Origin of the sequence: Stappia sediminis, assembly GCF_009826895.1 — a bacterium.
In the GTDB taxonomy this organism is placed as follows: Bacteria; Pseudomonadota; Alphaproteobacteria; order Rhizobiales; family Stappiaceae; genus Hongsoonwoonella; species Hongsoonwoonella sediminis.
In genome coordinates this window covers 473205-492672 of the sequence record NZ_WUMV01000001.1, presented here as the reverse complement: position 1 = coordinate 492672, position 19468 = coordinate 473205, and the positions used below count along the sequence as shown (strand labels likewise).

General features: G+C 57.2%; 17 protein-coding genes. 10 read left to right on the top strand and 7 right to left on the bottom strand.

All coding sequences use genetic code 11. The features are described 5' to 3' along the window. Positions 1–61: 61 nt before the first annotated feature. Together dksA and GR183_RS02260 are read right to left on the bottom strand one after the other, a co-directional pair. Positions 62–478 (bottom strand): RNA polymerase-binding protein DksA, encoded by a 417-nt coding sequence (gene dksA, locus GR183_RS02265; RefSeq protein WP_160773951.1) that lies wholly within the window; start codon positions 476–478, stop codon positions 62–64. A 152-nt stretch (positions 479–630) separates the two neighbouring features. Next, positions 631–1059, bottom strand: coding sequence for a flagellar assembly protein FliX (locus GR183_RS02260; RefSeq protein WP_160773950.1), 429 nt, complete (start codon positions 1057–1059; stop codon positions 631–633). A 250-nt stretch (positions 1060–1309) separates the two neighbouring features. On the opposite strand from GR183_RS02260, the gene GR183_RS02255 reads away from it, so the two are divergent. The 9 genes from GR183_RS02255 to flaF all read left to right on the top strand — a co-directional run bounded on the left by GR183_RS02255 (position 1310) and on the right by flaF (position 10570). Then, positions 1310–2425 (top strand): flagellar basal body P-ring protein FlgI, encoded by a 1116-nt coding sequence (locus GR183_RS02255; protein WP_160773949.1) that lies wholly within the window; start codon positions 1310–1312, stop codon positions 2423–2425. Continuing rightward, entirely contained in the window at positions 2425–2751 is a 327-nt protein-coding gene (locus GR183_RS02250; protein WP_160773948.1) for a rod-binding protein, read from the top strand. The genes GR183_RS02255 and GR183_RS02250 overlap by 1 nt, the downstream gene beginning before the upstream one ends. Positions 2752–2753: 2 nt before the next feature. Beyond that, entirely contained in the window at positions 2754–3251 is a 498-nt protein-coding gene (locus GR183_RS02245) for a hypothetical protein (RefSeq protein WP_208999728.1), read from the top strand. 231 nt (positions 3252–3482) lie between these two features. Further along, a complete protein-coding gene (locus GR183_RS02240) occupies positions 3483–3869 on the top strand; it encodes a hypothetical protein (RefSeq protein ID WP_160773947.1) in 387 nt (128 codons plus the stop codon). 114 nt (positions 3870–3983) lie between these two features. Then, positions 3984–5789: a tetratricopeptide repeat protein gene (locus GR183_RS02235; protein WP_160773946.1), complete on the top strand. Its 1806-nt coding sequence runs from the start codon at positions 3984–3986 to the stop codon at positions 5787–5789. A gap of 934 nt (positions 5790–6723) precedes the next feature. After that, positions 6724–8106 (top strand): flagellin N-terminal helical domain-containing protein, encoded by a 1383-nt coding sequence (locus GR183_RS02230; RefSeq protein ID WP_160773945.1) that lies wholly within the window; start codon positions 6724–6726, stop codon positions 8104–8106. A gap of 206 nt (positions 8107–8312) precedes the next feature. After that, a complete protein-coding gene (locus GR183_RS02225; protein WP_160773944.1) occupies positions 8313–9695 on the top strand; it encodes a flagellin N-terminal helical domain-containing protein in 1383 nt (460 codons plus the stop codon). Positions 9696–9819: 124 nt separating this feature from the next. Further along, entirely contained in the window at positions 9820–10248 is a 429-nt protein-coding gene (gene flbT / locus GR183_RS02220; protein ID WP_160773943.1) for a flagellar biosynthesis repressor FlbT, read from the top strand. After that, positions 10196–10570: a flagellar biosynthesis regulator FlaF gene (gene flaF / locus GR183_RS02215; protein ID WP_160773942.1), complete on the top strand. Its 375-nt coding sequence runs from the start codon at positions 10196–10198 to the stop codon at positions 10568–10570. The genes flbT and flaF overlap by 53 nt, the downstream gene beginning before the upstream one ends. 133 nt (positions 10571–10703) lie before the next feature. Here flaF and GR183_RS02210 read toward each other — a convergent pair whose 3' ends face one another. The 4 genes from GR183_RS02210 to GR183_RS02195 form a co-directional block, all read right to left on the bottom strand. Continuing rightward, entirely contained in the window at positions 10704–12272 is a 1569-nt protein-coding gene (locus tag GR183_RS02210; protein WP_160773941.1) for a flagellin family protein, read from the bottom strand. A 27-nt stretch (positions 12273–12299) separates the two neighbouring features. Continuing rightward, positions 12300–14891: a flagellar hook-associated protein FlgK gene (flgK, locus tag GR183_RS02205; protein ID WP_160773940.1), complete on the bottom strand. Its 2592-nt coding sequence runs from the start codon at positions 14889–14891 to the stop codon at positions 12300–12302. 84 nt (positions 14892–14975) lie between these two features. After that, positions 14976–16664 carry a flagellar hook protein FlgE gene (locus tag GR183_RS02200; protein WP_160773939.1) on the bottom strand — a complete coding sequence of 563 codons (1689 nt, stop codon included), beginning with the start codon at positions 16662–16664 and terminating at the stop codon, positions 14976–14978. A gap of 236 nt (positions 16665–16900) precedes the next feature. Continuing rightward, positions 16901–17482: a TetR/AcrR family transcriptional regulator gene (locus GR183_RS02195; RefSeq protein ID WP_160773938.1), complete on the bottom strand. Its 582-nt coding sequence runs from the start codon at positions 17480–17482 to the stop codon at positions 16901–16903. Positions 17483–17665: 183 nt separating this feature from the next. Here GR183_RS02195 and GR183_RS02190 point away from each other — a divergent pair, with 183 nt between their 5' ends. After that, the gene (locus GR183_RS02190; RefSeq protein ID WP_160773937.1) at positions 17666–18208 is read left to right on the top strand and encodes a carboxymuconolactone decarboxylase family protein; all 543 of its coding nucleotides are present in this window, start codon (positions 17666–17668) and stop codon (positions 18206–18208) included. Positions 18209–18287: 79 nt separating this feature from the next. On the opposite strand, the gene GR183_RS02185 is transcribed toward GR183_RS02190, so the two are convergent. Continuing rightward, on the bottom strand, positions 18288–19463 hold the full coding sequence (locus GR183_RS02185; protein ID WP_160773936.1) for a vWA domain-containing protein: 1176 nt from the start codon (positions 19461–19463) through the stop codon (positions 18288–18290). Positions 19464–19468: the final 5 nt, after the last annotated feature.

Below are 19468 nucleotides of genomic sequence, written 5' to 3'. Positions count from 1 at the left end.
GATACAAAAAACGCGGGCACTTGGTGCCCGCGCTCGGCCGAGTTCGGCGAACAAGTCTCGTTCAATCGTCCCGATAGACCTTTTCACGCCGTTCGTGCGCTTCCTGCGCTTCCAGGGAAAGCGTCGCGATCGGGCGCGCATCGAGCCGCTTGACCGAGATGGGTTCGCCGGTTTCTTCACAATAACCGTACGAACCGTCTTCGATTCGTTCGAGTGCGGCATCGATTTTGGCGATGAGCTTGCGTTGTCTATCGCGGGCCCTCAGTTCGATCGAACGATCGGTTTCGGACGACGCGCGATCCGCGAAATCGGGGTGGTTTTGGTTTTCTTCCTGAAGATTCGCCAGCGTTTCGCGGCTTTCCTTCAAGATATCTTCCTTCCAGGACAGCAGTTTCCTGCGAAAATATTCGCGTTGCCGATCATTCATGAACGGTTCGTCCACCGTGGGACGATAGTCGGCTGCAATATCCACCGTCATATCCAACTCCGGCTACCTTTAAGGCGCGTCGGAATATAGCCGCAGGCATTGCCAACGACAATCTTGTGATGGTGAATTTTCCGTAACAAAAAACTTTATTGCGTCAGATGGTTAGCGAAAACCGCCGTGAAGTGTGTCAATTTATCCACGGATCAGTCTGCGAATCGGCCCAATTTCGCAAGTTCCACACGGGCCCGCAACTCGATTTCGTCAACCACCGCTTCCACGTCCGCGTCGTCGCCGGGACGCCGGCTCTTCAGCATGGCCATAAGGCGTTCCAACCGGTCGGCGGCCACTTTTCCGCCCAGCAATTCCACTTTCAGATTTTCAAGTGCGTCGAGAAGGTCGTTTCCGTGGCGCAACGCACGTTTGCGTCCGCTCGTCGCATCCTCCACCGACTGCAGCGCAAGGACCGCGCTCAAACTCGTCACCGTCGCCCCGCCTCCAGCCGAGGGTGCGGGAGCGGCTTGCGCCGTCTCATCCGAAACCGTTGGCGCAAAAGCGCTTCCGCTTGCCGGGCGCCTTCGCGCCGAGGCCTTGGCTTGTGTGGAAGAAAGACTCTGGAATCCCGATATCCGCATTTCACATGCTCATCCTGCGGGCCTGCATCCGACCGCTTGCGGACATAATTTTCCGTCTTGGTAAATCCTTCGTTAATTGGCGGGTAATTTTTGCCCGCCTGACGGTGGCGAAATGCGAGAAAGATTGGTCATGACCCCGTTTACACCATATATTTCAAGGCATTATGGAATAGGCACAGCTAAGGGCTGAACTTGGCACGACATTCGCTTCAGTGTCCGCAACACAATTTCAACGCGGAACGGAAGCCCCATGCGGTCCAATTTCCTCCTACGCACGTTCTTGTCGATATTTGCCCTGACGCTCCTTGCTGTACCGGCATCATCCGCCTCGCGTATCAAGGATATCGCCGATTTCGAGGGGATCCGAGACAACCAGTTGATCGGCTACGGCCTGGTTGTCGGGCTACAGGGTACGGGCGATTCCCTGCGCAACGCTCCCTTCACCCGGCAAAGCCTGCAGGCCATGCTGGAACGGCTCGGCGTCAACACGCGCGGTTTCGACCTCAACACGGAAAATGTTGCCGCCGTGATGGTGACCGCGAACCTCCCGGCATTTTCCACCCACGGCACGCGCATCGACGTTTCGGTGAGCGCGCTCGGCGACTCCGAAAGCCTGCAAGGCGGCACGCTTCTCGTAACACCGCTCCTGGGCGCCGACGGCGAGGTTTATGCCATCGCCCAGGGACCGGTCGCGATCGGCGGCTTTTCCGCCGCGGGTCAAGCCGCTTCCATCGTGCGCGGCGTTCCCACTTCGGGCCGCATTGCCAACGGCGCCCTGGTGGAGCGCGAGATCGAATTCAGGCTCGCCTCCATGACAAGCCTTCGCCTTGCGCTTCGCAACCCGGACCTCACCACCAGCCGGCGCATCGCGCTTTCCATCAACGAGCTGATAGGCCTTCCCACGGCGGAACCGCTCGATCCGGCCACCGTGAACATCACCCTGCCGCGTGATTTCGACGGAAACATCGTCGACCTTCTGACCGACATCGAACAGCTCGTCATCGAGCCGGACCTGCCGGCCCGCGTGGTGATCGACGAAAACTCCGGCATCATCGTCATGGGCCAGAACGTGCGCGTTTCCACCGTTGCCGTTGCGCAAGGAAACCTTACCGTGCGCATCGCCGAAACGCCGGAGGTCTCCCAGCCCCTCCCCTTTTCAAACGGGGAAACCGCGATCGTCCCACGCACCGATGTTCAGGTCGATGACGAAAGCGGCAACCAGCTTGGAGTCGTTCCCGAGACCGTCACCCTTCAGCAACTCGTCAACGGCCTGAACGCGCTCGGCATCGGCCCACGCGACCTGATTTCCATTCTTCAGGCGATCAAGGCGGCAGGCGCCCTTCAGGCCGAGATCGAGGTGCTTTGATGAGCGACCTTCAGCTTTCGAACGCGCTTGCGGGCGCTCAGCAAAATTCGCCCTTCGAGGGTCTGCGCACGTCGGCCTTCACCGCCAACGGCACGAAAAGCATCGACGAAGCTGCGCGGGAATTTGAGGCGGTATTCCTCAACACCATGCTCGAATCCATGTTCACGGGCCTTGAAGAAGGCGGCGCCTGGGGCAACGGCACCGGCTCTGAAGCCTGGCGCGGCATGCTGGTCGAGGAATACTCCAAGACGATCGCTCAATCCGGCGGCATCGGCATTGCCGATTCCGTGAAACGTGAACTCATCGCACTGCAGGAGACCAACTGATCATGAGCCTGTCCTACAAGTCGATCGCCGAGCGCGCGCCCGAGTTTTTCGGGGCGAGGATCGCCGACAGGAAAGCGGCCGAGGCGGTCTGCGCCCGGCTCAATGAAGCCATGTCGGAACTCCTGCGTACGATCGAACATGAAACCGCGCTCGTGCGCGAAGGCAAGCTTGCCGAGGCCGGCGAGTTGCAGCCCCTGAAGGCGGACCTTATCAGCATCTATATGCGCGGCATGACCTATGTTCGCGATAATTCGGTCGCGCTCGGCAATCTGGCGCCGGGCGCTGTTGAAGCGCTTCATCTCAAGCATGGCGAATTCCAGCCGATCCTGCGCATCAACCTGGCGGTCCTCGCGACGGCGCGGGAAGTCGCGGATGGGCTTTTGCGAAAAGTGGCCGAGGGCGCAGGCGCCAAATCCTCAGCGAAGACCTATGGGCCGAACGGCTCCAAGCCCGAAAAGCCAAAGCCAATCGACGGACTGACCGTCAATCAGTCTCTTTGACGCTGAACGTTCCACTAGAGCGCATCGAGGGGCCGCGGGCGAAAGTCCGCGGCTCCTTGCTTTCTGAGATCACTGAAAGCCTCGCGTAACCATTGCCGGCGCCCTGTCGCCCCAGAACGGGAGATATCGCCGGGATCGTTAAAACTCTAAAGGTTTCCGTAACCTGCGGGTCATTTCCGCTTCCCAATGTCCTTCCTTTCAAGGCAGCCCGCCATGTCAGGAGAAGGAAGGATGGATTTCAGCGCCGCTCGCCCGCCGCTTTTTCAGCTCGCCGCCGCTGTCGCGCGTGAGCCTGCCGCCCCGAGTGCACCCGTATCCGCTACTGCCCTTCCCGTCTCGCAGGCCGTTCCCGCCAGCCAAAGAGCCGAAAAGCCCTCCAACAACGCAAAGCCGAAGCGACCGGACGGACGAGCGCGAAAAGACGAAGACGGCGAGCCGGGAGAAGGCGGGAGCGATGATGACCGCCGGTCACCCGCCCACGCTTACGCAACCTTCGCGCTACGATCCGACGATCCCCGCCCGGAGAGCTGGGGCGAGACACTGCTACATCTTCGGCGTGCTTTGGCCACATCTTCCAACGTCGATCTATCAGGGCTCGGCTTGAACAAGATTGTCTGACGAACAGTGCGGCCCACTACCGCGCGACATATACACAATCCGGTGTTTGCCCCCCTCTTCGCCATATCGAATCAGTTATAAATCCATTTGCTGACTAGATATGGATTCAATGGAATGCTCTCTTCATCACCGGCCAATCTAAAATTATTCAAAAAAGCCGTTCTTCTTCAAAAATCTGGCAAGATCGATGAAGCTTCGGAAATATACCAAGAAATAATACGTAAGGAGCCTGGCAACGGCGCTGCCTATAACTTTCTTGGGCTCTGTTATCTCAAAGAGGATTTCACCCACACAGCAATAGATTGCTTTGAGAATGCTGTAAATAACGGCTACGAGGATAAATTTGTTTATGCAAACCTCGCAGACGCATTCGCCGAACTGAATGATCAGGAAGCCGTCGCGAATTGGTGCAAAGCAGGCCTCGAAAAGAACCCGGGCAATCCCGTTCTATTGAAGAGATACGCCAACAGCCTCAAATCAGTTGGAAATATAGTCGATTCACTCAAGACTTATCAGGAAGCGGTTCGCGCAAATCCAGATGATTTCGATATAATGCATAATTTTGCCGAAGCCTTGCATGAGGCGAAGCAAATCGAGGAAGCGCAGAAGCTTTGTGAATATATATTATCTCAAAAACCCGATCATCTTGAAGCGACGTTCCTTATCGTCGATATCTTATCCAAGCAGGACTTAAATAAAGAGGCAACAGATTTTCTTCTCCACCAATTGCCGTATTTTGACGGTAAGGACACCGCATTAACGATGAGCAAATTGTCCAGTTCGATGTTGTCGGACGGTCAATTTCATAGCTCACTCGATCTTCTAAACAGCGCGCTGGAGCAATATCCAGAAGCGCATTTTTTACACTATGGAAAAGCAAAAACCCTTTACCGCCTTGGCAAATATGATGAAGCTGAAAAAATACTTACTCGCCTGTTGAAGGCATTTCCGCATTCGGAAGAGATATCCCTGACGATGGGATATGTCCAACTAGCCCTCGGCAATCTGGAGGCCGGTTGGAAGCTGACCGAGCTTCGCTTCAACGTTCCAGGCACCGGTGTCGCTGAAAGAAAATTCAGGTATCCACGCTGGCAAGGAGAAGACTTAACCGGAAAAAACATATTACTCTGGGAGGATCAGGGGGTTGGTGACACCATCACTTTTTCCTCGATTTTCAATGAATTAAGCGAAATAGCTGGCAACATCACCGTATTATGCCGAGAAAAACTCATACCACTGCTGTCTCACAACTTTCCAAATATAAAATTCACATCACAAAATCTAGAATTACAACGGGCGTTGCTTGGTCAAGGCCAGATGTATGATTACGAGCTGCCTGTTGGCAGCCTCCCAATGTATTTCAGGAAGAATAAGTCTGATTTTCCAAAAAATAAACATCATCTAATGCCCGATGATTCCATTGTACTGAAAATAAAAAAGCGTATGCCATTGAATGGCTCCCGAAAAAAAATCGGGATAGCCTGGCGCAGCTCAAATACGAAGGGTTCCCGCAAAATCAACTCTGCAAGACTCGAGGATTTCCTGGATATATTGCGATTGGATAACTGCGATTTTGTTAGCCTGCAGTATACGAATGATCGGGCGCCGGAAATCGAAAGAGTACGCTCGCTGGGGGTGAATAACTTATACGATTTTGACGATATAGATCATTTTAATGATCTTGCCACGGTCGCTGCGCTTATTTCTCGCTTGGATCTGGTCATCACGTCGAGTGGCGCGGTTGCGGATCTTGCCGGCTCGCTGGGTGTACCTACATGGGAATTTGGACGACCGTCCTATGCTCTGCTTGGAGAGGAGAACCGTATTTGGTATAGTAATACAACTTATTACCTGGTTGATCATGACGAAAGCTTTTCTACATTAGCTACAAAACTTCATGGAAAATTATTGAGTATGTGAATTCATGTACTCTCTATTAATGCTTCGGTTATAGGAATACTCTGTGTATCCAACAGACAACGGGAGGCTGTCCGCCAACGATTGGAAGTTTCTTTCCCGGACTTTCCTTGAATTCGGCCCGAGTGGGTATAGTCGCGGATGTCCTCAATGGGGCATCCCGTTGCCGGGGCATATCCCGCAAATCCGCGATCGGATTTCGCGACAAGGATATGCTCAAGATATTGATCCTGCAGCAATTTCTTATCACAAAAGCGGTCCCGCTTTCACCAAAAGCGCTCTAGGTGGAAGCCGCTCGTTTGTGCTTGTCTTCCAGTCCGTGTTTTTGGTGCCTGCGCATCGATTGCAGTCGGAACCGCGTCGTCGCACCGCATACGGGAGATGTATCCGCTAAGCCCCAAGGCCCTCTCCGGCGGGCCGGTTTGTCATATAGAAAAAGGACCATCGCGACAGATCGTGATTTGACAGTATCTCAGCCGATCTGACGAGCCGCCCGGATCATCTCAAGGGCAAGGTCGAGACTGTCATTATGATTGAATCCAATCTCCGCGATGATCGAACAACGCCCTGAATTGAAAAGCGTCATGGATTCTTCCGTTATCCTGCGACCTTGGTCGCGGGGCTGATATAATCTCATCCCACAATCGAATTCTATGTACAATCGGGGCGCAGATTGTCCCTGGGAGCCAAAGACCTGATACGACATTTACAGTCTTTAAGGATTGCAAGCGATTCGGCGAGTGCTTTTCCTTTTTTCCCCTGATCAGCCCAACTCAATATTAATTACGTTGCGTAATTAATCCTTTGCACGAGATACTCTTTGTTTACCTTTATTGATGTTAACCAAGTATTTTTACAAGTCATTTCCTGACCACTTCTAGTTTGCTGAATTGCAACGCGAATTCGTTGCTGCAGACAAAACCAGGATGGTAATATTATGTCAGGAATTACACTTTCCGCTGGCGTGCGCCAGAATCTCCTTTCCCTTCAGAACACGGCCGATCTCCTCGGTTCAACCCAGAACAAGCTTGCCACCGGCAAGAAGGTGAACTCGGCCCTCGACAACCCGACCAACTTTTTCACCTCGCAATCGCTGCAGTCGCGCAGCAATGACTTGAACGGCTTGCTGGATGGCATCGGCAATGCGATCCAGACGCTGGAAGCCGCCGACAAGGGCATCAACGCGATCACCAAGCTGGTCGAAAGCGCCCAGTCGACGGTGCGTCAGGCCCAGCAGGCCAATACGGATGCTGAGACGGAAACCCTTATCCGGGGCAATGCCGGCATCGACTCCAGCGGCCAGACCGAACCGACCGCGCGCGAACGCGCTCTGAACACGGACCTTGTGTCCGGCGTTGGCTTCGGCGCCGGCGACACGATCGAACTGACGACCACCGACAATTCGACAGGCATTTCGTCGACCGTAACCTTCACCGTTGGTACCGACGGCACCAAGGTTCAGGACCTGGTAGACAAGATCAATAATTCGGGCGCCGCCAAGGCGGACGTCACCTCCGACGGCCGTCTGGAGGTCTCCGGCAAGGGCGTCGACGAACTCAACCTGACGATCAGTTCGGATAGCGGCCCCGCCCCCAGTGCTTCGGGTGACATCACCACCCAGAGCGACCCGGCCAGCGCCTTCGCAAAGCTCGGATTCGGTTCAAATTACGATGTTGACGGCGTCGACGGCCCCGATGCGGGCACGAGCAACGATCCCACCGACCCGGGCGGTATCGACAGCTCGTTTACCCCGGGCGTCACCGGCGACGTATTCGACACCCTCAGTCTGACGGCCTATGCAGCTGCCGGAGAAGCCGACAACGCCGATCTCGCCGATCAGTTCAACGACATTCTGACCCAGATCGACGAACTTGCCGCTGACGCTAGCTTCAACGGCGTCAACCTCATCAACTCCAGCGATTCCGAACTCACCGTCGCGTTCAACGAACGTCGGGATGATGGCGCTTCTGAACTCACATTGGCCGGTGTCGACCTGACATCCACAGGGTTGAGTTTGTCGCAGGCGTCTAGTCTTGGCGCGGAGGATGCGGAAGACAAGCTCGCGCAATTGTCTGATGCGCTTTCGTCTCTTCGTTCCGCAAGCTCGCGGTTCGGTTCACAGCTCACCACGGTGAACATTCGGGAGGATTTCACAAAGGACCTGATCAACACGCTGCAGTCCGGTGCGGATAACCTTGTCCTCGCCGATACCAACGAGGAAGGAGCCAACCTTCTGGCTCTGCAGACAAGGCAGTCCTTGTCGACAACGGCGCTGTCTCTCGCGTCTCAGGCCGATCAGGCGGTTCTCCGGCTGCTTTAATCCAGCAGACAGAAAATTTGACACAAGGGCGGCGAGCAATTGCCGCCCTTTTTTGTTTCCGCAACGTAATTTTCCCTTAACATATCAATTAGTTCTGATGTCCGGATACAAGAACTCGTTAACCTTAAATTAGGCTTCACAACCGATCCTGTCCTCACGTCTCAGAAGGAGACGGTCACAATGGAACATCCTAGAAAGGATCGGAAATGTCCGACATTACTCTCTCCGCTGGCGTGCGCCAGAACCTTCTTTCCCTTCAGAACACGGCCGAGCTTCTGGGTGAAACCCAGAACCGTCTTGCCACCGGCAAGAAGGTGAACTCCGCCCTCGACAACCCGACCAACTTCTTCACCTCGCAAGGCCTTCAGTCGCGAGCCAGTGACCTGACCAACCTTCTCGACGGCATCGGCAACGCGATCCAGACGCTGGAAGCCGCCGATAACGGTATCTCCGCGATCACCAAGCTGGTCGAAAGCGCCCAGTCGACGGTCCGTCAGGCCCAGCAGGCCAATACGGATGCTGATACGGAAACCCTGATCCGGGGCAATGCCGGTATCGACTCCAGCGGCCAGACCGAACCGACCGCGCGCGAACGCGCTCTGGCCACGGACCTGGTGTCCGGCGTTGGCTTCGGCGCCGGCGACACGATCGAACTGACGACCACCGACAATTCGACAGGCATTTCGTCGACCGTAACCTTCACCGTTGGTACCGACGGCACCAAGGTTCAGGACCTGGTAGACAAGATCAATAATTCGGGCGCCGCCAAGGCGGACGTCACCTCCGACGGCCGTCTGGAGGTCTCCGGCAAGGGCGTCGACGAACTCAACCTGACGATCAGTTCGGATAGCGGCCCCGCCCCCAGTGCTTCGGGTGACATCACCACCCAGAGCGACCCGGCCAGCGCCTTCGCAAAGCTCGGATTCGGTTCAAATTACGATGTTGACGGCGTCGACGGCCCCGATGCGGGCACGAGCAACGATCCCACCGACCCGGGCGGTATCGACAGCTCGTTTACCCCGGGCGTCACCGGCGACGTATTCGACACCCTCAGTCTGACGGCCTATGCAGCTGCCGGAGAAGCCGACAACGCCGATCTCGCCGATCAGTTCAACGACATTCTGACCCAGATCGACGAGCTCGCCGCCGACGCTAGCTTCAACGGCGTCAACCTCATCAATTCGGAAGATTCCGAACTTAAGGTTGCGTTCAACGAACGTCGTGATGAAGGCCGCTCGGAGCTGACAATTGCGGGGCAGGATCTGACATCCTTCGGCCTGAGCCTGACCCAGGCGTCGACCCTTGGCGATGATGAGGCGGAAGACAAGCTCAACCAGCTTGCCGACGCCTTGACGGCGCTACGAACAGCCGGATCGCAGTTCGGTTCCCAGTTGACCACGGTGAACATCCGGCAGGACTTCACCAAGGATCTGGTCAATACGTTGCAGATCGGTGCGGATAACCTTGTCCTTGCCGATACCAACGAGGAAGGTGCGAACCTTCTCGCCCTGCAGACAAGGCAGCAGCTCTCCACAACGGCTCTGTCGCTATCCTCGCAGGCGGATCAGGCGGTCCTCCGACTGTTCTAATCTATGCAATCGGCAATATTTGCCGAATACTAAGAAAAAACACAAAGGCGGCGGAATTTTCTGCCGCCTTTATTTTTTCACTATAGTAAATTGACTTTTATACATAAAATGATAGAAACAATGCATGGCATTGAAGATCGAACTTAAGCCGCAGGAGCGGATCGTAATCGGTTCCACGGTGATCCGGAACGGCGATCACCGGGCGTCCTTTTTTATCGAGGGTGAGGAACCGATCCTTCGCGAGAAGGACATCGTCACAGCCGATACCGCGACCACGCCGGCGCGACGGATCTACCTTGCCGTCCAGCTCATGTACCTCAACAAGGATATCCTAGCCCACAAAGAGATCTATTTCGCTCTCGTCCGTGATTTCCTCGACGCGGCGCCAAGTGCCGCCTCGTATGTGGATGCTATAAATCAGCAAATTTTAACCGGCTCGCTCTACCATGCGTTGAAGCGCGCCAGGGATCTCGTCAAATACGAACAGGAGCTGATCGAGCATGCAAAATCTTGCAGCCTCGGCTTATCAGAAGACCAGCCAGACCACAGTTAATCCGCGGGAGCTCGAGGCACAGCTCCTGATGAGGGCAGCCGCGATGATCCAGACGGCGATGGACGACTGGGATCAGGAAAATCCGGATACCGGCAGCTTTCGCGATGCGCTGACCTACAATCGCCGCCTCTGGACGATCCTGTCGACTTCCGCAACGGGCGAAGACAATCCGCTGCCAAAGGACGTGAAGGACAACCTGGGGGCGCTTGGCGCGTTCATCCTCCGTCATACCGTAGAGCTGATGATCGAGCCCAAGCCGGAGCGTGCCAGGACACTCGTTTCGATCAATCGCAACATCGCACAGGGGTTGCGCGGCGCGTAACAGCGCCCACCCCCGCGACAAAACGAATTCGCCGGCTCTCGGGCCGGCGTTTTCTGTTCCAGGTTTATGAAATACGAAAACGGCCGGAACATTACGATGCTCCGGCCGTTCCTTTTTAAGCTGAACGCCTGATTTATAAATAGTTGGACAAAGACAGGTCGGCGGCGATTCGCGTCGTCTGGTAACTGGATTGCAGCACGGTTTGCACCCGAAGGAGTTTGGCCGCCACTTCCTCGCTGGAAATGCCTTCGATGCCCGCCACCACACCGTCGATCGTCGCATCGGCGATCTTGTGGCGGTCCTTCGCCGCCTTGGCGGCCGTCTGGGCCGCCGCGAATTCGATGTGGTTCTGGCGGATGCCCGAAATTCCGTCATCGCCCTGGCTCAGCGTTCCGTTGAGGCGTTCGGCAAGCGCGCTGTAGAAATCCTGGTTGTCGGGCTGCTGCGCGGAGAAGTCGGCAGCCACGAACGCCGCCAGAGACTGCACGACTTCGCGGTAGCCGCGTTCGTTCGCGCGGGCGCCATAGTCTACCGTCAGGTTCTCATCGACCGTTCCCGTCGTCGTCCGCCGAGCCGAATCCGCGCCGTTTTCGCCCTGATACCAGTTCACCGTATTGTTGACGTCGGTCGCGATCGCCGTCGCGTCTTCAAACCCGCCCGGTCCCGGCTGGACGCGCTGCGGGCCGAACGAGCCATCGAGCCGCGGAGCGGTATCGAAGAAGTTTTCCGTCGCGACAACGGTGGAGGCCGCCTTTAGATCGGTTCTCGCGACGGTCGAGATCGCCCGCTCCAGGGTCGCCTTGAAGTTGAGGGCGGTATCATTTGCGGTCGCGCCGATCTGGAACGTGAATTCCGGATTATCCTGCGTCTCGCCCTCAACCCCGATACGGATTTCGCGTTCGGTGCCGTCCGGCAGCGTGAAGAACAGGCGAACCGTTTCGCCGGGCTCCGGCTGACCGGTAAAATCGAGCTCCACGGAACGGGGGCTGGCGCCTGGCGAAGAGTAGTTGTCCGTAACGCCGACGTTGCTTAATCCCGACTGAACGCTCGCGAGCTTGAGGCCGAACGGATGCGCCCCTGCGGCGGCATCTTCCGAAAGGGTGAACACGGATCCGGTGAGGTCCGTTTCAAGCCGTCCAAGGTGGGCGCTTTCATAACCCGGTCCCAGGTTCACCTCTGGGCCGAAATCTGCCGCGTTGTACTCGGATATGACCTGCTTGAGTCCGGCTTCGTCAGCGTCACCTTCCAGAATACGCTCCAGAGTTGGAACCGGCGCCTTGTCGGACGCCCGGCCGGAAAAGAGATAGCGTCCGCCCACGTTCTGGTTCAGCTGGGCGATAAAGTCCCGAAGCTGGATTTCCGTGGCAGTCTGGGATGAAGTCCTGCCATTTGTGAACAGTTCGAACCCGTTCGGGTCCACCGCCGCCTTTGAATCGATACGCAGGTCCTCAAGGCGCGTGCTCGTCCGGTCCAGCACGCTGAGCCGAAGGTCGACCACGTCGATAGTGTCCTTATAGACGCCGATCTCGGATCGCTGCTGCTTGAGCGTCAGGTCTAGCCCGCTCTTGCCACCGAGCCCGCCATAGGTGTCGGTCCTTCTTTCCGTTGCAAGCTGTCTCTGCAGTTCATCGAACTGAGAACGCAAGTTCGTCAGATAACTGAACTGCGGCGGCAGCGAATATGTCGAGTTGAATACGGTCATGGCAATTCCTTAACCTCGCCCCTGCCCTCAAATGCGGATCAGCGTTTCGAAGAGTTCTCTGACGGCCTGCAGGACACGGGCGTTCGCCGCGTAGGAATTTTGGATCTGGATGAGCTGACCCAATTCCTCGTCGACATCGACTTTCGCCGATGAATCGAAGCGCGCCTTGAGGTTGTTGGTGGCCACTTCCTGTCCAGCGGCGGCGGCTTCTGCCTGGGACGAATTCCGTGCGTGGTAGGAAACGGCCGTCGTCACGAAGTCGAGTGCCGATCCCTTGAAGACCGATGTATTGGTGCCGACCTTGGCCGAAGTCGAAAAGGCGACCTTGGTGCTATTCAGCTTGTCGAGCAGGGCCTGCGGTCTGGATGGATCGCCGCTCGCGATCCCGTCGGCGTATTGGACAAGCAGTCCCGGATCGTCCACCAGTTCCTGGTTGATCTGGATACGGCCCGCGAAACCGTCAATCGTCGACCGTCCGTCGACAATCCCTGTATAGGTTGCGCCGTCCGTATCGGTGAAAAGCGACAGGGCGTCGGCGAATTCCCCCGCCCCGCCGACGGCATAATTCGTCGCCGCGCCCTCGATGCGGTGATCGCGGGCGTCCGCCGCGAATATCCTCAGGCCGCTGGTCGGCGTGCCTCCGCTCTCAAGGTTTTCCGCCTGCAACGATCCCGCAATGCGCGGATCATTGGCGAGTGCATCGTTGATCGCGGTGGATATTGCGTCGTAGTCGCCGCTTGAGAAGTCGATGCCGATGTAGATGTCGTTCGGGTCGCGCGTGCTCGTAATCGCCGGCTCGCCCGCCACATCGCTTCGATAGATCGTGACGTTCTTGGAAAGGCCCGTATTCAGGTCCTTGACGGAGAACGTGTAGTTATCGCCGTTCTCCAGCGTATCGAGATCAAAATCGAAGCCGACCTGATTGAAGACGGTGTAGCTCGTCTCCGTTCCGTCGCCGAAGCCTAGCGCTTGCAGCGTCGAATCCGTCCCGCTGATCGTCAGCGGGTCGGGATCCGTACCTGAGAAGATCAACTCGCCGGTGGTGTTGTCGGCAGTGACGGTAACGTCCTGTCCGCTGAGCAGCGGGGAAAGTGCGGCGGCTGCCGCTTCAAGCTCAGTCGTACCATTGCTGGACAGGGTTGGCGCCGATGGATCGTTGGAGACACCGAGCTGGGTGTTGATGTCGTCACCCGATGTTGTCAGCTCGAATGTCCGGCCATCGGTCGCGGAGATGACAATACCGTTGTCGGTTCCTTGAACCGTGTAAATGCCCGATGCGGCATTGCCCGTGAATTGCAGGTTGAGCTGATCTTGCAAATTCTGCAGTTGATCCGCGACAACATCGCTGTTGTTAAATTGGAAGGACGTCGTCTGGCCGGTGATTTCGTCTCTGACAACGAGAGATTCACCATCCAGATTATGAATGAGTGCATCGTCGCCTAAGTAGTCGCCATCGGAGTCGAGTGTGATAGTGGATGGCACGGCGGCGATAGCGTTGAGCGCAGCGCCGATGGTAACGGACTTTCCATTGACGTTAATTGCTTCTCCGGCCGGAAGAGCTTTCAGATCGCTGATATCCGCCACACCGGACAATACAGGCCGATAATCGTTCGGCGGCACCTGGCTTGCCGGATAGGCCGTTGCCGGTTCCGTGTGGGTGCTGAGCGTTCTGGCAAGGTTCGCCGCCAGCTCGTCAAGCTGGCGTTGCGCCGCCACCAGCGTTTCGTCGCGCGCTTCCACGAGCGCCGCGATGGAGCCGGACTTAAACCCGCCAAGGCTCAGGACATCGTAGCCCGGCCCTTGGCCCGTCGTGATGCGGATGGTGCCGACGCCTCGTTCGTCCGGGTCCTTGCTATAGACCGACGTCGCGCCGATGGAGCCATGCGCATCGAACTCCAGCTCGAACACGTCGACATCGTAAAGCGGCAGCCCGCCTGCGGTCGAAATTCGCAATCCGCCAATTTCCGTCGGCTGGACGTTGACGTCGATATAGCCGGAAAGTTCCGTCACCAGGCGGTCGCGCTCGTCCAGAAGCTCCACCGGACTGGTTCCGCCGGATTCGCGTGAGACGATATCGCTATCGAGCTCCTTGATACGCTCGAGGATGATGTTCACCTGATCGACGGAGTCGGCGATCTCATATTCGATGCTCTGGCGCTGGTCCTGGATCTGGCTTGACAGCGAATTCAGCTTGCTTGCGAATTTCGAGGCTTCCTGGACCACGCCGAGGCGGCTTGGATAATCCTCCGGCGTTGACACCAGATTGGCGAGCGAAGAGGAAAACGCATTGGCTGTGTTGGCCAGAGAGCCCGGATCCGCAATCGTGCCGAACAGGTTGTCGAGATAGCGCGCGAAATCCGCAGTGACGCTTGAATACTGCTGCTGGGAAAGCGACTGCTGGTATTGAGCCTGGATCTGTTCGTTCAGCAAACGCGATGTCCCGTCGACCCGCGTGCCGATAACCTGCCCGTCGCCACCGACGACGGCGGAGGTATTGAGGACCTTGCGCGTATAGCCGACACGGTCGGCGTTCGCGATGTTCGACGCCGTAACATCGAGTTGCCGCTGGTTCACCCCCAAACCGACCAGGGCGGTGTTCAGGGCGCTAATCAATCCCATTGGAGTACCCGCTTTCCTGAAATGAACGAAGAAGGCTCCCGGCGCTCAGGAGCTACCCGATTTCGCGCCGGGAGCTTTTATGGATTATCGGACGATGTTGATCGTCTCCTGCAGCAGTTCGTCGGCTGTGGTGATGATCCGCGTATTGGCGGAATAAGCTTGCTGGGTGACGATCAGCTTGGAGAATTCGTCGGCGATCTCGACGTTGGAGCCTTCCAGCGTCTGCCCGAGGATTGAGCCGCCGTTGCCAAAGATCGGCGGCCCGGATTCGCTGGTCTCTTCGAAGACACCGCCATCGCCGCGCGACAGGCTGTTTTCGCCCTGGAAGGTCACGACCGTGATTTCGTAAAGGTCGCGCTGACGTCCGTTGGAATAGGTGGCGACCAATCGCCCGGAATCGCTGATGGCCGTGTTCACCACCTCGCCTGCCGGAAAGCCGTTCTGGCTGAAGCGGGTATCGACGCCGTCGGTGTCGAACTGGGTAAGCCCCGTCGAGAAATCAAGCGTTATGTTGCCGAGGTTGGTGCCGTCGACGGTAAGGTCCGTTACGGTATGCAGGGCATCGGCCGGGTAGGCGAGGTTGCCGTTGGAGTCGAACTGGAAGTCGCCGGCCTTTGCCCAGATCTCGTCCCCCGCCGCTTGCGGGTCGGAATTGGTATTGTAGTAAAGCGCCCATGTGTCCGCGAAAGGCGGGGAAGGCGTATTGTCGGGGATTCCCGTGGCACTGGCCACAGCCCCGTTTGAAGCATCAACTGTGAAATTCACCCCATCATTTCGCGTGATCTCAAAGCTGCCTGCCGTGATAGTTACTGTAAATCCAGCCGCTGTAGCCGCTGCCTGGAGGTCGGTTACATGTTTTGCAGCTGTATCCGTATTATTGAATGGGAAAGTGAAGTTATCTCCATTATCCGCTGTCACGGTAAGACTTTGCCCATTTAGGGCCCGAACGGCTGCATCATCCGTCCAATCGATTCCTGGAGCACCAGTCAAGGTTGCTCCTTCAACAGCATCTTGCGTCTTCACCCAGCGAAACTGAGCGTTTACAGGCTCGCCGATCGTCGTGTAGCCGGTGATTACGCCACCGCCTACGCTCGACTCCAGAAATTGGTCCCTATTGGCTTGCGTGATCGACTGTTGGCCCAGAGCCGTACCAGCCGCAATATTGGGATTGTCGCCTACAGCCGCATTTAGCGGCTCGAAGAACGTGAGCGGGCTCTGAGATACATCCGGCGCCTTCGGCAGGTTACCGGTCAACGAGACGCGCGTCGTCGCCACCGCCGGGATCAGCGTGTTGTCGACCTGGATGATACCCGGAACGCCGGCGGAAATATTGCCGGTTTCCGGGTCGATCGGCCGTCCTTGCAGGTAGTAGCCGGCTTTGTTCACCAACCGGCCGGCGCTATCGAACTCGAAATCGCCCCGGCGAGTGTAGAGATTGTTGCCGCCGAAGACCGGCTGGCCATCGCGGTCACCGACCTTTTCCGCGACGACGAAATAGCCCGGCCCGTCGATCGAGATATATGTGTCTTCATCGTTGAACTGAAGCGGATCGCCGGAAATATGGTTGGTCGTGCGCGATTGGGCGGTAACCGTGCCGGACCGCTGGCTGGTCGCCGAACCGCTGCTGCCGCCTACAAAGTCCGAAAACGACGTGTCGAGCCGCTTGAAACCGTACGTCGACGAGTTGGCGATATTGCCGGAAATATTCTCAAGCGCGAAAGACTGGGCCGTAAGGCCGGAAACCGCCGCGTTCAGTGCACCAAAAACACCCATTGGATCCTCCGATCAAGGACTTCAGAAAAACGGTGGGATGCAAGCACTGCACGAATGCCCGGTCATCCCGTCGCCAATGGATGAGCAATCGCCATGCCAATTCCGAAACTGGCGGAATTTCATGGAAAACAAAGTGTTAAACGGATGATGTGACAGACCGGTTTTGCCGGTTCGGCAGTTTTTGACCCTGCACCCGGCAAAGATTTCCCGGAACAAAAAGGCGTTCGGACTCGCCGTTAATTCGCTGAAATTGAAGCTATCGCTGCGTCAGCAGCGCCGCGTAGGACGCTCTCCGGCATATCGCCCTTGATCAACACCCTGAGGCCGAAATAGGCCGCCATCAGCCCTGCTGCCTGCTCCTTCCTCAGCGTCTCGTTACCGGCATATGCTTTCTCTGCCGAGAGAGCTTCTTCGAAAGCCTGAAGCGCCGCCTCCAGCTGCTTGCGAACGAACTTGCGCGTCTCATCGTCCAGTTGCGCCTGGTCGGTGCAGGCGTTGCAGAGGAAGCAGCCTCGGCGGTCGCCGGATGCGATCGCTCCCTCCACGATCTCGTCAAAGAGCGCCCGGAAGCGCACTCTCGCGGGCCCCTCCCTTTCAAGGGCTTTCAGCGCGGTGCGCACTTCATGCGCCTCGTAGTGTTCGAGGGCTGCCAGATACATCTTCCGCTTGTCGCCGAACAGGCGGTAGAGGCTCTGCTTCTTGAGCTCCGTCGCCGCCTCGATATCCTGCAGCGACGTTCCCTCATAGCCGAGGCGCCAGAAGGTCTCCTTGATTTTCAGCAGTGCGTCTTCGGGATCGAATGCTCTGGGGCGCGCCATCACGAATGCCTTCACGGATTGTTCAACGGATAGTCCGCTTGCTGTTATTTACTGACCGGTCCGTAACATTATATGTAAGCGCGTCGCCGGCGGCAACACCCGGTGACGGAATGCACTTACCCACGCGAAAGTCGGCCGGGCCCCCAAGACCCCGCGCCGTCTGCAACATGAAGGTGATTATCAATGGCTCGTATCAACCAGATCGCTGACGAGAACGCATCCGCCCCCGCCGCCGAGCTTTTCGGCGCGATCAAGAGCAAGGTCGGCATGGTGCCGAACCTTTACCGCGTGGTCGCGAACCAGCCGGCCGTCCTCGGCTCCTTCCTTCAGTTCAACGAAGGCCTGAACGGCGGCAGCTTCGACATCAAGACCCGCGAAGCGATCGCCCTTGCCGTCGCCGGCGCCAACAAGTGCGACTATTGCGCCTCCGCGCACACCGCCATTTCCAAGATGGTCAAGGCTGACGAAGCCGAAATCCCGGGTCACCTGCGCGGCAAGTCCTCCGACCCGCGCCTCCAGGCGATCCTGACGCTCGCTCTCGCCATCGTCGAGAACCGCGGCTCCGTTGCCGACGCCGATCTGGCCGCCGCTCGCGAGGCCGGCATCACCGAAGCCGAAGTCGTCGAGATCGTCGCCAATGTCGTCGCCAACATCTTCACGAACTACGTGAACAACGTTGCACAGACCGACATCGATTTCCCGGTCGTGAAGTCCGACGCGGCCTGATCCGGCAACGGATTTCTAAAACACCTTTTGGGGGCGGCGGAGAATTCTGCCGTCCCCTTTTTTCTTTCTCCTCGACGCTTTAGCGCGCGAGTTCCTTCATCGCCTCTTCAAGGCCCTCGATCGTCAGCGGATACATTCGCTCGCCCATCAGCTCGCGGATCATCTGGATGGAATGCGTATAGTCCCAGTGTTTTTCGCGCACCGGATTGAGCCAGACGGTCTTCGGATAAAGTTCGGCCACCCGCTTTAGCCAGGTCGCGCCCGCTTCTTCGTTCCAATGCTCCACGGAACCGCCGGGATAGGCGATTTCATAAGGGCTCATCGAGGCATCACCCACGAAGACGATCTTGTAGTCATGCGGATACTTGTGCAGCACATCCCATGTGGGGATGCGCTCCGAATGCCGGCGATGGTTCTCCTTCCACACGAATTCATAGAGGCAATTGTGAAAGTAGAAATGCTCCATCACCTTGAATTCACCGCGAGCAGCCGAGAATAGCTCCTCGCAGATCCGGACATGGTCGTCCATCGACCCGCCGATATCCAAGAATAACAGCACCTTTACCGTATTATGCCGTTCCGGGCGCATCTTGATGTCGAGCAAACCCTTGTGCGCGGTCGAGCGGATCGTTTCATCAAGATCCAGTTCCTCTGCGGCACCTTCGCGCGCGAACTTTCGCAATCTTTTCAAGGCCACCTTGATATTGCGCGTGCCAAGTTCGACGGTATCGTCCAGATCCTTGAATTCCCTTTTATCCCAAACCTTTACCGCCCGCCGGTGCCGGCTTTCGTCCTGCCCGATGCGAATGCCTTCCGGATTGTAGCCATAGGCGCCGAAAGGCGAGGTTCCGGCCGTTCCGATCCACTTGGAACCGCCCTGGTGCCTGCCCTTTTGCTCTTCCAGACGCTTCTTCAGCGTCTCCATGAGCTTGTCCCAGCCGCCCAGCGCCTCGATTTCGGCCTTTTCTTCTTCGCTCAGGTGTTTTTCGGCGAGTTTCCTTAGCCATTCCTCCGGGATTTCCGCCGTCTCGACCTCGCTCATCAGGTCGAGGCCCTTGAAAACATGGCCGAAAACGCGGTCGAACTTGTCGAGGTTGCTCTCGTCCTTCACCAGGCTTGCGCGGGCGAGATAATAGAAATCCTCCACCCGCCGCTCGGCGAGGTCGGCGTCAAGCGCACGCATCAGCGTCAGATACTCACGCAGCGAAACCGGGAGACCGGCGGATTTAAGCGCTTCGAAGAAAGTAATGAACATAAGCG

Excerpts from the sequence above, each read along its gene's own strand:
- flaF (WP_160773942.1), top strand. The coding sequence starts at position 10,196 with ATGCAAAATCTTGCAGCCTCGGCTTATCAGAAGACCAGCCAGACCACA.
- GR183_RS02195 (WP_160773938.1), bottom strand. The coding sequence starts at position 17,482 with ATGGCGCGCCCCAGAGCATTCGATCCCGAAGACGCACTGCTGAAAATC.
- GR183_RS02250 (WP_160773948.1), top strand. The coding sequence starts at position 2,425 with ATGAGCGACCTTCAGCTTTCGAACGCGCTTGCGGGCGCTCAGCAAAAT.
- GR183_RS02235 (WP_160773946.1), top strand. The coding sequence starts at position 3,984 with ATGCTCTCTTCATCACCGGCCAATCTAAAATTATTCAAAAAAGCCGTT.
- GR183_RS02260 (WP_160773950.1), bottom strand. The coding sequence starts at position 1,059 with ATGCGGATATCGGGATTCCAGAGTCTTTCTTCCACACAAGCCAAGGCC.
- GR183_RS02240 (WP_160773947.1), top strand. The coding sequence starts at position 3,483 with ATGGATTTCAGCGCCGCTCGCCCGCCGCTTTTTCAGCTCGCCGCCGCT.
- flgK (WP_160773940.1), bottom strand. The coding sequence starts at position 14,891 with ATGGGATTGATTAGCGCCCTGAACACCGCCCTGGTCGGTTTGGGGGTG.
- GR183_RS02200 (WP_160773939.1), bottom strand. The coding sequence starts at position 16,664 with ATGGGTGTTTTTGGTGCACTGAACGCGGCGGTTTCCGGCCTTACGGCC.
- GR183_RS02255 (WP_160773949.1), top strand. The coding sequence starts at position 1,310 with ATGCGGTCCAATTTCCTCCTACGCACGTTCTTGTCGATATTTGCCCTG.
- GR183_RS02245 (WP_208999728.1), top strand. The coding sequence starts at position 2,754 with ATGAGCCTGTCCTACAAGTCGATCGCCGAGCGCGCGCCCGAGTTTTTC.
- GR183_RS02225 (WP_160773944.1), top strand. The coding sequence starts at position 8,313 with ATGTCCGACATTACTCTCTCCGCTGGCGTGCGCCAGAACCTTCTTTCC.
- GR183_RS02230 (WP_160773945.1), top strand. The coding sequence starts at position 6,724 with ATGTCAGGAATTACACTTTCCGCTGGCGTGCGCCAGAATCTCCTTTCC.
- GR183_RS02185 (WP_160773936.1), bottom strand. The coding sequence starts at position 19,463 with ATGTTCATTACTTTCTTCGAAGCGCTTAAATCCGCCGGTCTCCCGGTT.
- dksA (WP_160773951.1), bottom strand. The coding sequence starts at position 478 with ATGACGGTGGATATTGCAGCCGACTATCGTCCCACGGTGGACGAACCG.
- GR183_RS02210 (WP_160773941.1), bottom strand. The coding sequence starts at position 12,272 with ATGACCGTATTCAACTCGACATATTCGCTGCCGCCGCAGTTCAGTTAT.
- flbT (WP_160773943.1), top strand. The coding sequence starts at position 9,820 with ATGGCATTGAAGATCGAACTTAAGCCGCAGGAGCGGATCGTAATCGGT.
- GR183_RS02190 (WP_160773937.1), top strand. The coding sequence starts at position 17,666 with ATGGCTCGTATCAACCAGATCGCTGACGAGAACGCATCCGCCCCCGCC.